The sequence below is a fragment of the Aliiroseovarius sp. xm-d-517 genome, from assembly GCF_013283135.1.
Lineage (GTDB): Bacteria > Pseudomonadota > Alphaproteobacteria > Rhodobacterales > Rhodobacteraceae > Aliiroseovarius > Aliiroseovarius crassostreae.
Genome location: NZ_WBXT01000001.1, coordinates 162,748 through 178,482, shown reverse-complemented (window position 1 = coordinate 178,482; position 15,735 = coordinate 162,748). Strand labels below are relative to the sequence as shown.

13 protein-coding genes and 1 tRNA gene are annotated in these 15,735 nt (G+C 59.3%); 6 read left to right on the top strand and 8 right to left on the bottom strand.

The features are described 5' to 3' along the window. Positions 1-5 precede the first annotated feature (5 nt). From XMD517_RS00820 to XMD517_RS00805, 4 genes are all read right to left on the bottom strand, one after another. Positions 6-2,366: an ABC transporter permease gene (locus tag XMD517_RS00820; RefSeq protein ID WP_173485538.1), complete on the bottom strand. Its 2,361-nt coding sequence runs from the start codon at positions 2,364-2,366 to the stop codon at positions 6-8. 4 nt (positions 2,367-2,370) lie between these two features. Beyond that, entirely contained in the window at positions 2,371-3,117 is a 747-nt protein-coding gene (locus XMD517_RS00815; RefSeq protein ID WP_173485537.1) for an ABC transporter ATP-binding protein, read from the bottom strand. 107 nt (positions 3,118-3,224) lie between these two features. Further along, positions 3,225-3,311, bottom strand: a tRNA-Leu gene (locus XMD517_RS00810). Between the two features lie 90 nt (positions 3,312-3,401). Next, positions 3,402-3,953, bottom strand: coding sequence for a tetratricopeptide repeat protein (locus tag XMD517_RS00805; RefSeq protein WP_173485536.1), 552 nt, complete (start codon positions 3,951-3,953; stop codon positions 3,402-3,404). Positions 3,954-4,073: 120 nt separating this feature from the next. Between XMD517_RS00805 and XMD517_RS00800 the strand changes: the two genes are divergently transcribed. Then, positions 4,074-4,835 (top strand): rhomboid family intramembrane serine protease, encoded by a 762-nt coding sequence (locus tag XMD517_RS00800; RefSeq protein ID WP_173485535.1) that lies wholly within the window; start codon positions 4,074-4,076, stop codon positions 4,833-4,835. Between the two features lie 171 nt (positions 4,836-5,006). Here XMD517_RS00800 and XMD517_RS00795 read toward each other — a convergent pair whose 3' ends face one another. The 3 genes from XMD517_RS00795 to XMD517_RS00785 form a co-directional block, all read right to left on the bottom strand. Beyond that, on the bottom strand, positions 5,007-5,210 hold the full coding sequence (locus XMD517_RS00795; protein ID WP_055190736.1) for a Flp family type IVb pilin: 204 nt from the start codon (positions 5,208-5,210) through the stop codon (positions 5,007-5,009). Between the two features lie 181 nt (positions 5,211-5,391). Beyond that, positions 5,392-6,180: an inositol monophosphatase family protein gene (locus tag XMD517_RS00790; RefSeq protein ID WP_173485534.1), complete on the bottom strand. Its 789-nt coding sequence runs from the start codon at positions 6,178-6,180 to the stop codon at positions 5,392-5,394. 122 nt (positions 6,181-6,302) lie between these two features. Continuing rightward, a complete protein-coding gene (locus tag XMD517_RS00785; protein ID WP_055190732.1) occupies positions 6,303-7,205 on the bottom strand; it encodes a LysR family transcriptional regulator in 903 nt (300 codons plus the stop codon). A 99-nt stretch (positions 7,206-7,304) separates the two neighbouring features. On the opposite strand from XMD517_RS00785, the gene metF reads away from it, so the two are divergent. Next, a complete protein-coding gene (gene metF / locus XMD517_RS00780) occupies positions 7,305-8,171 on the top strand; it encodes a methylenetetrahydrofolate reductase [NAD(P)H] (protein ID WP_173485533.1) in 867 nt (288 codons plus the stop codon). 247 nt (positions 8,172-8,418) lie between these two features. Further along, entirely contained in the window at positions 8,419-8,898 is a 480-nt protein-coding gene (locus XMD517_RS00775) for a PaaI family thioesterase (protein WP_173485532.1), read from the top strand. A gap of 32 nt (positions 8,899-8,930) precedes the next feature. On the opposite strand, the gene XMD517_RS00770 is transcribed toward XMD517_RS00775, so the two are convergent. Further along, positions 8,931-10,070, bottom strand: a complete 1,140-nt coding sequence (locus XMD517_RS00770) for a type III PLP-dependent enzyme (protein ID WP_173485531.1) — start codon at positions 10,068-10,070, stop codon at positions 8,931-8,933. A 114-nt stretch (positions 10,071-10,184) separates the two neighbouring features. On the opposite strand from XMD517_RS00770, the gene XMD517_RS00765 reads away from it, so the two are divergent. The 3 genes from XMD517_RS00765 to XMD517_RS00755 all read left to right on the top strand — a co-directional run bounded on the left by XMD517_RS00765 (position 10,185) and on the right by XMD517_RS00755 (position 15,553). After that, positions 10,185-10,616: an Lrp/AsnC family transcriptional regulator gene (locus XMD517_RS00765; protein WP_055190724.1), complete on the top strand. Its 432-nt coding sequence runs from the start codon at positions 10,185-10,187 to the stop codon at positions 10,614-10,616. A 40-nt stretch (positions 10,617-10,656) separates the two neighbouring features. After that, the gene (locus XMD517_RS00760) at positions 10,657-12,282 is read left to right on the top strand and encodes an alpha-D-glucose phosphate-specific phosphoglucomutase (protein ID WP_173485530.1); all 1,626 of its coding nucleotides are present in this window, start codon (positions 10,657-10,659) and stop codon (positions 12,280-12,282) included. A gap of 142 nt (positions 12,283-12,424) precedes the next feature. Further along, entirely contained in the window at positions 12,425-15,553 is a 3,129-nt protein-coding gene (locus XMD517_RS00755; RefSeq protein WP_173485529.1) for a valine--tRNA ligase, read from the top strand. Positions 15,554-15,735 lie beyond the last annotated feature (182 nt).

Sequence of the window (15,735 nt, the reverse complement as noted above, 5' to 3'; positions counted from 1 at the left end):
TCGGGTTACTCCCTTGTTTTCATGACAGACACCAGATCCATCTGGTCAATGCGCCGCCACACCACTGCGGCAGACAGCACGGAGGCAAGCGCCACAACCCACGCGGCCCGCACATAGGTCCCACGCGCAATATGCAGTGGGATCGCGTAGAGATCACTTTCAAATCCAACCGCCATAAGCGCCGCCAGCCCGTGGCCCATCACCAGCCCAAGGGGAATTGCGAGGCTCGTCAGAAGGGCCAGCTCTCCCATCAGAATGTAGCTGACCTCGGCCTTGGTAAAGCCAAGGATGCGCAGGCTGGCCAGTTCCCGTGCCCGCTCAGACAGCTGGATCCGTGCAGCATTATAGACAACCCCAACAGCAATCAGCGCCGCCATGATCGAGTTGATGGCAGTCATCATTCCGGCATTCTGGGCAATGGTATCGGTAAAACTTTGCCGGATCGCGGCCATTTCCACCATTCCCGAAAGGGCCGGCGTGGTCTTGGACACTTGATAAAAAGCATCGCGCTGCTCTTGATCAATCAACAGGTTGGCCTGCGTGACCCGCACCGCCTGCCCGGTCAAACGCGACAAGACATGCGGGCTGACATAGGCCCCCATCCCAAAGCCCTGTTCCGCATACCCCACCAGCGGCAGACGGGACGTGCCCGCCCCGAGCAAGGGAAAATTCAGCGTCACGTCTTCGCCCAGCGCAAGGTCAAGCTGATCGGCCAGTCGGCGCGTCAGGATCACCCCACTTCCGGGGTCCAGCGGCTGGCCCTGCTCCGACAGCAGGCGCGTCAGGTCAGCGTTTTCCTCGCGCGCCTCCAGAACCGCGCGTTTGCTGCGCGCCCCGTGTGTCAGGCGCACCGGCATTGCCCAGACGCTTTCGCTGACCAGAACCCCCGGCAGATGGTCCACATCTTCCAAGACAGACTGCGGGCGCTCATTTGTGAAACTCAGCACAACGTCCTGACGGTTGAGTTGGACAAATGACTTGTCCAAAAGCGCATCCATCGCATCGAACATGAACAGCGCGGCCACCATCACCGCCGCCGAAGTGGCGATGCCCAGAGTGGTCAGCCCGGCGCGCAGGGGCCAGCGAGACAGGGAGCGCCAGATCATCATGCTGGTCTGGCTGAGCCGCAACCAATGGATCATCCGGTCCGCAAGCCCCTTTCGAAACTTCAGCGGAGCAGGTGGGGACATGGCAACGGCGGGGCTGAGAAACACAACATTGCGCACCGCAAAGACCGCCCCCAGTGCCGCAGCCATCAGGCCAGCCAGCCCGGCCAGCGCATAGACCGGGGGGGAGGGCAAAAACACCAGATAGGGAAAGTGGAAGAAATCCGCATAAAGCCGGGCGATCCCCTGCCCCGCCCACAGGCCAAACGCCCAGCCGATCACAACCCCAAACGCTCCAATCGCGAGCGCCAGTTTGACATAGTGCCAGACAATTTCCGCACCGTTATAGCCCAGCGCCTTGAGCAGCCCGATCTGTTCACGTTCCAGCGCAACCAGCCGCCCCAGAACCATGTTGACCAGAAAAGCCGAGACGATCAAAAAAATCGGCGGCACCACTTTGACCATGCTGGCAAGCTGGGTCAGTTCGGCATCCAGAAACATATGCGATTGCTGATCTTTGCGCAGGTAAGCGCCGGTGCCCCCAAAGGGCGCCAGGATCAGATCAAGTCGGCGCAGGATGTCCTGCAGATCTGCGCCGGGTTCTGCCGACAGGCTGATGTCGTTGAAGGCACCGGTCAGGTTGAAGGCCGAAGCAAGCGCCGCCTCGTCCATCCAGATCACCCCGAACCGTTTGTCATCCGGCATGAAGGCTCCGGGGCCGATCGTATAGATGAACTCCGGCGAAAGGGCCGTGCCCACGATGGTCAGCGCATGTCGCTGGCCGTTGAACAGGGCATGAAACCTGTCACCGGGCTGAAACCCATGTGCCTTTGCGAAGGTTTCATTGACCACCACTTCGCCCATTCTGCCCAGCAGCGGCATACGTCCGGTGGTCAGGCTGGGCTTGTTCAGACGAGGAGCGGTGCCAGCCGGCAACGACAGCAGCATCCCGGCCCCCGGCGCCCGCATATCATCGATATCCAGCACAACATTCCGTCGCACCCGCACCTCGGCAACGGCGACACCGGGAAGGGCGCGCACCCGGTCCAAAACCTCACGAGGGGCACGGGTCACCGTGGCAAAGACCTGACCAAACTGGTTGCGTTCGTAAAACGTGTCGCGCGTTTCTCGCAGCGCGCGCTCCGCCCCAGCCATCATAACCAGGATCGCCACCCCGACCGCCAGCACAAGGGCAATCGCCAGGCTCTGCGACCAGAGACGGGCCAGATCCCTCAGCAATTTGCGATCAAGTGGGGCCATTGGATCACCAGGAAATTTCTGCGGGGGCAAGGCGGGTTTTGTTCAGGCTGACCGAACTGATCGTGCCATCTGCAAATCGGATCACCCGGTGTGCCATGGCCTGAATACCGGCATTATGGGTGATCACCACGGTGGTTGTGCCCAGATCACGGTTGATCTGATCCAGCGCCTCCAGCACCTGCACCCCGGTCTTGCTGTCCAGCGCCCCGGTCGGTTCGTCACACAAAAGGATCTCGGGACGTTTGGCAATGGCACGCGCAATGGCCACGCGCTGCTGCTCCCCCCCGGACAGCTCCGCCGGAAAATGGTTCATCCGATGGGCAAGCCCGGCCCGCTCCAGCGCCTCTTCCGGGGACATGGGGTTCGGTGCAATTTCCGTCACCAAAGCCACATTTTCGCGCGCCGTCAGAGAGGGCACGATATTGTAGAACTGAAAAACAAAGCCAACATGATCGCGACGATAGCGCGTCAGCGCACGATCCCCCATTGCTGTCAGCTCCTGATCACGAAACCAGACCCGGCCAGAGGTGACATGGTCCAACCCGCCAAGGATATTGAGAAGGGTGGATTTCCCAGAGCCGGACGCCCCGAGCAGCACGGTGAACTCACCGGAAAACAGCTCAACATTCACGCCGCGCAGGGCATGCACCTCGACCATCCCCGTGCGATAGATCTTGGTCACATCCTCCGTATGGAAAATGCGTTGGGCGGCATGCGCGCCATCAGGCGCTGTGGGATCTGCATGGGTCATGGCTTATCCTCACACGACATCCTGCCGCGCGCTTTGACGTGGCGCAACCGGAAGTGGCGGGATTTCTGGCCAACATGTTGCAGGCCAACATGTTACTGGATCAATTGTGGTACCCGCGGCCGGACTCGAACCGGCACGGCCTATACGGCCTAGAGATTTTAAGTCTCCTGTGTCTACCATTCCACCACGCGGGCCCGCGGGATAGCGGAGAGGTCTGTCAGACACATCCGCGTTGGTGGCGCGACAATACCGAGTTGGCTGGCAAGGGCAAGCGCAATTGGGGGTTACAGATCGATCCCGGGGAGGCGCATCAGCATATGCCGCTCAGGCAACCAGGGATTGAGCTTCAGCGCGGCACGCAGTTCGTCCTGCGCCTCGTCCACACGCCCAAGCGCATGTAGTGTCAGCACCCGTCCGGCCCGGGCAGCCACATGGCGCGGATCAAGCTCAAGCGCCGCATCAAGATCCTCCAGCGCCAGATCATAGCGCCCGGACAGAAACCGGGCAAACGCGCGCTGATTGAACCCTTCAGGGTAGGTCGGGCAATAGGTGATCAACTGGCCAAGAATGGTTTCGGCGGCCCGATAATCCGTCAGGCGAATCCCCTCGACACCTTCGGTAAGCAACGCCTGCGCCCGCGCATCGGGCGCCGTTTTCCAAAGTGCCCACATCTGCGCAACAATCGGCCCCGCTTCACGCTCGGAACGCGCGGATTGCACCTCAGACAGCAACCCGTCGATCTTGACGGAAATATCATTGGGTGGCGGGCAGCTTTGGGCCTGCCCAAGAGCGGGCCAAAGGGTGAAACAGAAAAGAAGACAGGTCCCCAAGCGCATAGGGACAGCTTATCACACAGATATATCCGGGCAAATCACAGCATCGTCAAAGCAGGAAACTGTGGGGAAATCAAAGGGAAAGGGCTTGACCCTCCTTCAAAAACCCCCCTGTATCCCCCCATGATACCAATCCGCGACCATAACCCTTCCCTGCGCGTGCCATATGTCACCTTCTGCCTGCTTGGAGTGAATCTGGTGGTCTTTCTGGCCATGTGGCCACTTCGCGGCAACGAGGCCGCCCTGGCGCAGGTTTATTATGGCTATGGCGCCGTGCCCCATACGATCTTGCAGGGGGAAGGATGGAGCAGCCTGTTCACATCCATGTTTGTGCATGGGGGGTTTCTGCACTTTGCCGGGAACATGCTGTTCTTGTGGATCTTTGGAGACAATCTGGAAGATATCCTCGGGCATCTGCGTTTTTTGCTGTTTTACCTGGCCGCCGGGGTTGGGGCGAGTTTGCTTCAGGTGCTGGTCGATCCCGCAAGCACCATTCCGATTGTCGGCGCCTCTGGGGCAATCGCCGGGATCATGGGAGGCTACCTGCTGTTATTTCCCCGCGCACAGGTCGATGTTCTTTTCATTATTGTCATATTTTTCAAGGTGATCCCTTTCCCGGCCTGGCTGATGCTGTTGATCTGGCTGGCCCTGCAGCTCTGGGGTGGCGTGGCCAGTCTCAACGCTCAGGGGGGCGTTGCCTATTGGGCGCATATCGGTGGGTTTGCCGTGGGATTCGTTGCCATGCTGCCCTTCTGGTATCGGCTGGGAGGTCCCGAATACTGGCGGATCACCTTCGGCCACCCGGATCATCCTGTCGCCCATTACCGGTTTCAAAAAAGCCGGATCCCACAGGTTCGGCGATCTGACCGAGGCGATAAAAGGTGACATCTGGCGGGGCATGGCTTCCCCATCAAAAAACCCCGCAGCAATAAGCCACGGGGACACCACCTGTCATGGATAGACGCGATAAAGGCCTGGCCAAAACGCGATCCGCCCAGCATCACCCGCCAGACTGTTCGCTCTATCTAAATCCAGGCTGCTCCAATCCCGACCAGATCAATCCAGACCAAAATCATGTTTGGAGATGAACGCGCTGATCTCTTCGGCTTTGCCCGGCACATTGGTCGTGACCGAAGTCCCCACCCCCATGCCAATCAACCCGATCAAGGCAACCAGAACGATCCAATCAACAGTAACGGCACCATCTTCGCTCTGCAAAAGGCGGCGCAAGCACGCAGGGGTTTGGGCAAAATAAGTCATACCGCAATTTATGGCGTCGAAATGGGGCCAAACTGTGAAACGGTTGCGGAAGTTTTAAGATGCACCTTGAATTGAATACGCTTTCACCCGGAACACGGAAATCCAAGATCCACATCCCCTGCCCGCTGCGCGGGACATCTCATCCAGCGCAGGTTCAGACAGACGGCAAAGATCGCCTTGATCAAGCGTCGCGGATGACTTTGGAAAACTTCTCGAACAGGGCTTCGTTGGCAACAACCACTTCACCGTCGTCAAGAATATTCCCTTCGGGGGAGATTGGTTCGACCAGCGCGCCCGCTTCTTTTGCAATCACCAGACCCGCTGCAAGGTCCCAGGCGTGCAGGCGACGTTCCCAAAACCCGTCATACCGACCGGCCGCAACATAAGCGAGATCCAGCGCCGCCGAACCAAACCGGCGCACACCGGCCGTGGCAGGCAGCAGGCGCGCCAGATCCTGCAAGGTTTCCGGCAGGTCCGAACGCCCACCAAAGGGCAGGCCAGTGGCGAAGATCGCTTCGATCATCCGCATCCGACCGGACACGCGCAGACGCGACTGGTTAAGCCAGGCGCCAGCACCTTTTTCCGCCATGAACATCTCGTCCTTGGCGGCATCAAAAATCACACCGGCGACGATTTCGCCCTTGTGTTCCAGAGCGATGGAAATCGCCCAGTGGGGCAGACCATGCAGGAAATTGGTGGTGCCATCCAGCGGATCAACAATCCAGCGACGGGTCGGATCCTTACCCTCGATCTCACCACCCTCTTCGGCCAGCCAGCCATAGTTCGGACGCGCCTCCATCAGCGTTTCACGAATGATCTTTTCGGCGGCAATATCGGCACGGCTGACAAAATCCCCCGCCCCTTTCATCGACACCTGAAGGTTCTCGACCTCGCGGAAATCCTTCACCAGGCTGCGACCCGCCTTACGGGCGGCGGTGATCATCACATTGAGGTTGGCGCTGAATTGCATGGGAAGGGCTCCTTTGTATCAGATCGCGCGTATAAGCCCTGACGGGCCACTTGCCAAGTTTTCTTATGCGGTTTGTGCCGTGAAAAACGCATAAGAGCTATGCGTTTCATGACAAGCCCCCCTCAGCGTTGCAATTTCACCGGCTCGGACCGGCACAGGCGCAGCATATGTGCCATGAAGGGCACCATGGTGTCCTCTTCGCGTGTGGCCGCATACATGCGTTTGAACAGCCCGTTGGCCGTCAGGCGTTTGGTCACGAAATCCGGGTTTGTCTTGGCACTGCGCAAGACCCAATCCGGCATCACCGCAACCCCCCGCCCTGCCCCGACCAGCATCAGGATCATCTCGGTCATCTCAACCTGTCGCACCGCACGCGGCTCAACCCGCGCTGGCGTCAAAAGAGCTGTGAACAGGTCGATCTTGGCGCGTTCCACGGGATATGTCAGCACAAGTTCCTCTTCGAAATCTTCCGCTTCAATAAACGGGCGGTCCGCCAGCGGATGGCCGGATGCCGCCACAAATCGCGGTTCATAGTCAAAAAGTGGAGAGAAGGTGATGCCGGGCATCTCCACCGGATCAGAGGTGATCACAAGATCCACCTCCTCACGTCGCAGCGCCTCGATCGCGTCAAAGGCCAGCCGCTGCCGGATATCCAGATCCACTTCAGGCCAGGCGTGGCGCAACTTGTCCAGCACCGGAAACAGCCAGTCGAAACAGGCGTGGCATTCAATGGCGATATGCAGGCGCCCGGAGCGGCCCTCCTGCAACGCGCGAAACTCCTCTTCCACCGCCGCAATCTCGGGCAGCACCCGTTCGGACAGGCGCAGCAGTTTCATTCCTGCCGGGCTGAGCTTCATCGGCTTGGTCCGTCGATGAAACAGCTCCATCCCGACCTGATCCTCCAGCCCCTTGATCTGGTGGCTCAACGCCGACTGGGTGATATGCAGCATATCCGCCGCCCGTGCCAGATTGCCTGCCTGATGGATCGCGCGGATGGTCCGCAGGTGTCGAAACTCCAGATACATGCAAGAACCTCATATTCTTTTTGAGAATTATGAATTTGTCTCACAAATAATTTTCGGGCACAAGGCGGATATCGAAATTCTCAATATCGTGAGGCCAAAATGACCACGCCGAATATCTCATTCGAGTTTTTTCCGCCCCAGTCGCTGGAAGCGAGCTGGAGGCTCTGGGACACTGTGCGCGATCTGGCCCCGATGGACCCGAAATTTGTGTCCGTAACCTATGGCGCCGGGGGCACCACCCGCGACCTTACCCATGACGCTGTGGGGGTGATCCTCAAGCAATATGGCCTGAATGTCGCCGCCCATCTGACCTGCGTGGACGCAACCCGCGAAGACACCCTTAAGATCGCCCGGGACTATGCCAAGGTCGGCGTGACCGAGATTGTCGCCCTGAGAGGAGATCCCCCCAAGGGCAGCCAGGGCTTCACCGCCCATCAGGACGGTTTCACCAGCTCGGTTGAACTGGTCGAAGCCCTTGCTGATGCAGGAGATTTCCATATCCGTGTCGGTGCCTACCCGGAACCGCATCCCGAAGCCGATGATCTGCAGGCCTGTGTGGATTGGCTGAAAAAGAAAATTGACGCGGGGGCGCATTCTGCCATTACCCAGTTCTTCTTTGAAGCAGACACCTTCCTGCGGTTCCGCGATGCCTGTGAAAAGGCCGGCATCACCGCCCCGATCATTCCCGGCATCCTGCCGATTGAAAACTGGAACGGGGTGAAGAAATTCGCAACCCGCTGTGGCACGTCGGTTCCGGCCTGGCTGGAAGACGCGTTTGAAAAGGCCAAGCGGGACGGGCGTGAGGATCTGCTGTCAACGGCGCTCTGCACCGAGCTCTGCTCTGACCTTCTGGATGAGGGGGTTCAGGACCTGCATTTCTACACGTTGAACAAACCTGCCCTGACGCGCGACGTCTGTCATGCGCTGGGTGTGACCCCCAAGGTGCAGCTGCAAAACGTGGCCTGATCGGGCTAGTTCATTGCTGGGAGGGCGACCCAGCCCCCCAAGAAGGGCGTCACATGTGCTGTGACGCCCTTTGTCACTTTCAGCGTCTCTTTTTAAGCATCTCTTTCGGCAACTGTTCCGATGACATCCGCTTGCACATGCGCCCTTGGATCCGACGCCGCTGCGTCACACTTGCCTCTTGCACGCCCAACCTCCCACTCTGATCCCGCAACAGGATTACCGACAAAAAGTGAGAGACGGGGCCATCATGTATACAGCGACTTCCATGGACGAGCTCCTGACCGGAGAGGCTCTGACCCGGATATCCGGGCTGGAGTTCATGCAAGGAATGCTTGAGGGAACCCTGCCCCGGCCTCCGATTTCCACCGGGTTGAACTACCATCTGCACAGTGTCGAAGACGGCAAAGTCACATTTCGCGGCACCCCCGAATTTGATCACTGCAATCCGATGGGGACGGTTCATGGCGGCTGGTATGGCACGCTTCTGGATAGCTGCATGGCCTGCGCCGTGATGACCAAAGTTCCACGAGGTTCAGTTTATACCACCTTGGAATACAAGGTGAATATCGTCCGCCCCATTCACCCCGGCACCGAGGTGGAGGCAATTGGCATCACGCAGCATAGCGGACGATCAACCGGTGTGGCGATTGGCGAGCTGCGCGGCGTGGCCGATGGACGGCTCTACGCCACCGGCTCCACCACTTGCATCATCATGAAAAGGGCCTGATCCCCCGGAAACCCCTCAGCCCCCCAAGACGATCAGTTCTGCAGATCCTGCACCGTCACAAGATCCAACACCCCATACCCGTTGAACCGTGTCGCCATGGCAAAGGAATAGGCGCCCATTCCGTCAAACAGCACGATGTCGCCTTCGGCCAGTCCTTCCGGCAAAGGCATCGGGTCCGGCAACCGGTCAATCGAATCGCAGGTCGGCCCATAGATCACCCGTGGTGTCAGGGCATCCTCAAATCCCGTCCCATCGGCCCGCAGGCACCGCATCCGGTTCACCGTGCCGATCTGTGGGGCTTCTGCCAGTGCGCCATAAATTCCGTCATTCAGAAACACATCCCCGTTGTCCCGCACCGCCTTGACCCGCGTGGCCAGCGTAAAGGCATCCGCCACCATCGCCCGCCCCGGTTCGCAGACAAGCAGCGGGGGTGTTGCGCCAAAGCTTGTTTCGGCGGCATCGTGAATGGCGTCAAAGATCCGTTCCAGATCCGGAGCCACGCCCCGGTTGGCGGCAAATCCGCCCCCCACATTCAAACGTGACAGCGTGACACCGGCCGCCTCGGCAATATCCGCGCAGACCTCGATATAATGCACCCAGGCGGCGGGATCGGCACATTGCGTTCCGGGGTGGAACGTCATCGAGGGGACAAACCCCGCCGCGGCCACCTGTTTCAACAGCTCCGCCGCCAGTTCCGGGTCCGCGCCGAATTTTTCGCCAAAATGATAAGCGGCCCCTTCCACGGGAAGGCAGAGACGCACGGACATCTCGATCCCCTCGGGCGGGACGCGCCTGCGCAGTTTTTCAAATTCACGAAGACTGTCCACCGAATAGGACGCCACTCCCATTTCAACCGCGAAGTCGATCTCCTCGGGGCTGCGCACGGGATTGTTGTAATGCATCACCACATCCGGTGAGACCGCCCGAAGCGCCCTCATCTCGGCCGGGCTGGCCACATCAAAGGCGCTCAGCCCGGCCGCCACAAGATTTTCCAACACCACCGGCAGATCGTTTGCTTTGACGGCATATGTCACAACCCCATCAAAACCTTGAACAAACCGACGCGCAGTTGCCTGAAGAACTGCGGGGGCAAAATAAAGGACGGGCCCTTTGGGAGCCTCCAGTTTCAGATGCGACAGGACTGTAGTCCAAATGGAAGGTTGCTTGCTCATGTGATCCTCTTGCGCGAGTTGATTTAAGTATTTCGCTGTGCGCCGTCAGATTCTAGTGTCATACTGAGCAATGTGGCATTAATTAACGGGCGAAATGACGCCTTGAGGAAACAAATGGACGAGACTGATCGCGAACTTATAGCGCAACTTGAGCAAAACGCCCGCCTGCCCGTGGCTACCCTGGCCCGCCGTCTTGGGCTTGCGCGCTCAACAGTGCAGGCCCGTATTGAACGGATGGAGGAAAAGGGGATCATCGCAGGCTATGCGCTGAAACTTGGCGACGAGGCACGGGGGGATCTGATTCGCGCCACGGTGCTGATCTCGATCGAGCCGAGATCGACAGTGGCCGTGGTCGCCCGCCTCAAGACATTGCCCCAGGTGGAACGCGCCCATACGGCCTCGGGGCGGTTTGATATGGTCCTGCAACTGGCCGCATCTTCGCCCACGCAGCTGGATCTCGCCCTGGATGCCATCGGCGAAATCGACGGGGTCAAGGGGTCAGAAAGCCTGATCCACCTCTCGACGCGGATAGATCGCCTGGGGTAAACCACGAAAAAACAATGTCATTCCGTAACGAGGTCCCCCCATGATTATCACCGTCCCCACCTCTCCTATCGAAGGTCAGATCCCCGGCACCTCGGGCCTGCGCAAGAAAACGGCGGTCTTTTCGGCCCCCGGCTATCTGGAGACCTATGTGCAGGCCACGCTGAATGCGGTGGGGGCTGCGGGAAAGACATTTGTGGTCGGCGGGGACGGCCGGTTCTTCAATCGAGAGGCCATCGCGGTGATCCTGCGCATGGCGGCAGCAAATGGCGTGCGCAAGGTGATTGTCGGACAAGATGGCATCCTGTCGACACCGGCAGCAAGCCACCTGATCCGCAAATGCGGGGCTGATGGCGGCTTCATCCTGTCGGCCAGCCACAATCCGGGGGGACCCAAAGGGGATTTTGGTCTGAAATACAATATCGCAAATGGTGGTCCCGCCCCCGAGGCCGTGACGGATGCCATCATTCAGGCGGCCCAAAATATCTCGGAATATCATCTGATTGACCGGGATGCCCCGGCCCTTTCCGGGATCGGCATCAGCCAGCTTGGAGAGATGGAGATCGAGGTGGTCGATCCGGTATCCGACTACGCGGCCCTGATGGAAGACCTGTTCGATTTCGATGCAATCCGCGCCCTGATTGCGGGAGGGTTTTCGCTGCGCTTTGACGCCATGCATGCGGTCACCGGCCCTTATGCACATGAAATCCTCGTGAACCGGCTGGGGGCATCGCGCGAAACAGTGCTGAACGGCATACCCAGCGAGGATTTTGGCGGCGGACATCCTGATCCCAACCCGGTCTGGGCAAAACCTCTTTATGATCTGATGCTAGGACCGGATGCCCCGGACTTTGCTGCGGCTTCCGATGGGGATGGGGATCGCAACATGATCCTTGGGCGCGGGATTTACGTCACCCCATCCGACAGCCTGGCCGTTTTGGCGGCCAATGCGCATCTGGCACCGGGATATGCGGGCGGCATCAGGGGAATTGCCCGTTCCATGCCCACCTCGGGCGCCTCGGATCGCGTGGCGGAGGCGTTGGGGGTCGACGCATTTCAGACCCCGACCGGCTGGAAGTATTTCGGCACACTTCTGGATGCGGGACGTGCCACCCTGTGCGGAGAGGAGAGCGCAGGCACCGGGTCGGATCACGTCCGCGAAAAGGATGGGCTTTGGGCCGTGCTTTTGTGGCTGAACATCCTCGCCGTTCGCAAACAGCCTGTTGCCAACATCCTGACCGCGCATTGGGCGCAGTTCGGGCGCAACTATTACTCACGCCATGATTACGAGGCGGTGGATACCGCCATCGCCAACCGGGTGATGACCGGTCTTGAGGCACAGTTCCCCACCCTTGCCGGGCAGAGATTTGGAGCACTGACAGTCGCGCGCGCCGAAAGCTTTTCCTATGTCGATCCGGTGGATGGCAGTGAAACCAGCGGCCAGGGAGTAATCGTGAGTTTTGAGTGCGGCGCACGGTTCATGATACGCCTGTCGGGGACCGGCACGGAAGGGGCGACCATCCGGGTCTATCTGGAAAGTTATGAGGGGCCGCAGGGTGATCACTCACATGATGCGCAGGACGCTCTTGCGGGTGTGATTGCCGCCTGTGAACAGATTGCGGGGATCCGGCAGGCGTCGGGGCGCAGCGGCCCCGATGTGATCAGCTGAACGAAGGGGCGTTGCCCCTCGGGCTGCGCCCTCACCCCAGGATATTTGAGACAAGGAAAAGAGAGCGGGCCTGCGCCCTCTTTCCCTTTTGGCTTTCAGCCGCTAAACCCCAATCAACACATGAAATGACGGGACAGAACCCATGGCCATGGACAAGACATTTGACGCAGGCGCAGCGGAAGCGCGGATTTACCGGAACTGGGAAGAGGCGGGGGCCTTCAAGGCGGGCGCCAATGCCAAGCCGGGAGCAGACAGTTTCACCATCATGATCCCGCCGCCCAATGTGACCGGTGCGCTGCATCTGGGCCACGCATTCAACAACACGTTGCAGGATATCCTGACCCGCTGGCACCGGATGCGCGGATACAACACGCTCTGGCAGCCGGGGCAGGACCATGCGGGTATCGCCACCCAGTTGCAGGTGGAAAAGATGCTGGCCGAAACCCAGCAGCCCGGTCGCCGCGATCTGGGCCGCGAGAAGTTTCTTGAGAAGGTCTGGGAATGGAAGGGGCAATATGGCTCGACCATCATTGACCAGTTGAAACGTCTTGGGTCAAGCTGTGACTGGTCTCGCAACGCCTTTACCATGGCGGGCGCCCCGGGGGATCCCCGCGTTGGGCATGAAAACTCGGCCAATTTCCACGATGCCGTTCTGAAGGTCTTTGTCGACATGTATGACAAGGGGCTGATTTATCGTGGCAAACGCCTGGTGAACTGGGACCCGCATTTCGAGACCGCGATTTCTGATCTTGAGGTCGAGAATATCGAAGTTGCGGGCCATATGTGGCATTTCAAATACCCGCTGGCCGGTGGCGCGACCTATACCTATGTCGAAAAGGACGAGGACGGGAACGTCACGCTGGAAGAAGAGCGTGACTACATTTCCATCGCCACGACCCGGCCGGAAACCATGCTGGGCGACGGCGCGGTTGCGGTGCACCCTGATGATGAACGCTATGCGCCCATCGTGGGCAAACTGTGCGAAATCCCCGTGGGTCCGAAAGAGCATCGCCGCCTGATCCCGATCATCACCGACGAATACCCGGATATGAACTTTGGCTCGGGCGCGGTGAAAATCACCGGCGCACATGATTTCAACGACTATCAGGTCGCCAAGCGCGGCGATATTCCGATGTATTCGCTGATGGACACGCGCGGCCATATGCGCGCCGACGGGCGCCCCTATGCCGAAGAAGCCGAGATTGCCCAGCGCATTGCAAATGGCGAAGAAGATTTCGACGAGGCGAAAATCGCCGCGATGAACCTCGTGCCCGATGAGTTCCGTGGTCTGGATCGGTTCGAGGCGCGTAAACTGGTTGTAGAGCAGATCACCACGGAAGGTCTGGCGGTGATGATCGAGGAGACCCGCGAAGACGAGGGCAACCTGATCACCGAAACCGTGCCTTACGTGGAAAACAAGCCAATCATGCAGCCCTTTGGCGACCGATCAAAGGTTGTGATCGAGCCGATGCTGACCGATCAGTGGTTCGTGGACGCCGAAAAGATCGCAGGCCCCGCGCTGGACGCGGTCCGGGGCGGAGACGTGAAAATCCTGCCTGAAAGCGGCGAGAAGACCTTTTATCACTGGCTGGAAAACATCGAGCCGTGGTGTATCTCGCGCCAGCTGTGGTGGGGGCACCAGGTGCCGGTCTGGTACGGGTTTGACCTGACCGCCAACGGGTATGTGGATGACGAACAGGACGGTGCAATTGACATCGTGGAAATGGGGCGGCTGATGCTGGAGCAGGATTTCCTGCCCGGTCATGAGAAATCCGCCTGTGCGGCAAGTTTTGACGACGTGGCAGGCCGGTTTGCCGATGGTCTGGCCGGTCTGCCCACGCCCCTGAACGCCGCCCGCGTGGTTGAAGTAGAGGACCGCGCTGCTGCAATCCACATATTTGCAGAAGCCTTGGCCCAATACGAGATGGAGCAGGACCCGACCAAACTGGTCTACCCGGTCTGGCGCGACGCGGATGTGCTCGACACATGGTTCTCATCGGGTCTGTGGCCCTTTGGCACGCTGGGCTGGCCGCAGGATACAGATGAGTTGAACGCCTATTTCCCCGGTGACGTGCTGATCACTGGTCAGGACATTCTGTTCTTCTGGGTGGCCCGGATGATGATGATGTCTCAGGCGGTCTGCGGCAAAAACCCGTTCCACACGGTCTACTTGCACGGGCTGGTCCGTGACGAGAAGGGCAAGAAAATGTCCAAGACCACGGGCAATGTGATCGACCCGCTTGAGATCATTGACGAATACGGCGCGGATGCTTTGCGGTTCACCAACACCGCCATGGCCTCGATCGGGGGCGTGTTGAAAATGTCGAAGGACCGCGTGGCGGGCTATCGCAATTTCGGCACCAAGATCTGGAACGCTGCACGCTTTGCCGAGATGAATGAATGCAAACCGAGTGCGGAATTTGATCCCGCAACGGCCACGCAGACCGTGAACCGCTGGATCATCTCGGAAACCGCCAAGATCCGCGCCGATGTGGACGAGGCCCTGGCCGCTTACCGCTTCAACGACGCGGCGCATGGTTTGTATGCCTATGTCTGGGGCAAGGTCTGCGACTGGTATGTGGAGTTCTCCAAGCCGCTCTTGAACGCGGAAGACCCCGCAGTGGTGGCCGAGACCCGCGCCACCATGGCCTGGGTGATCGACCAGTGTCTGATCCTGTTGCACCCGATCATGCCTTTCATCACCGAGGAGCTGTGGACGCAGATTGCCCCGCGCAAAACGATGCTGATCCATGCTGACTGGCCTGAATATGGTGCGGAACTGGTGGATGAAGACGCTGCGCGTGAAATGAACTGGGTGATTTCGCTGATCGAGAACATCCGGAGTGCGCGCGCCCAGATGCACGTCCCCGCCGGACTGAAAATTCCGGTGATCCAGCAGGAACTGGATGCAGCGGGGCGCAAGGCGCTTGCTGAGAATATCGGGCTGGTTCAGAAAATGGCGCGCGTGGACAGCATCACCGAAATGGCGGACCTGCCCAAGGGCTGCATCACGGTGGCGGTCGACGGGGGAACCTTTGCCCTGCCCCTTGCCGATATCATTGACGTGAATGAGGAAATTGCGCGGCTGGAGAAGACGCTGGGCAAGCTCGGCAAAGAACTCGGCGGATTGCGCGGACGGTTGAAAAACCCGAAATTTGCCGAAAGCGCCCCGGCTGAGGTGGTGGCAGAAACCCGTGCGAACCTCGCGGCGCGCGAAGCCGAGGAAGAGGTTTTGAAAACCGCGCTCGACCGGTTGAAAGAGATCGACTAAGGCGTTTCCGGTTATTGTTGGATCACAGCAATAACTGAAACGCCTTAAGTACCAAGAATATCTAGAAGGCCGGGTTTAGCGCCCGGCTTTTTGTTTGTTTCAAGGGGCTTTGCCCCTCACCTCTTCGAGGCTCACCCCAGAGTATTTGAGCCAAGAAGAAAGCAGGGCTTGTCCCCAATCGT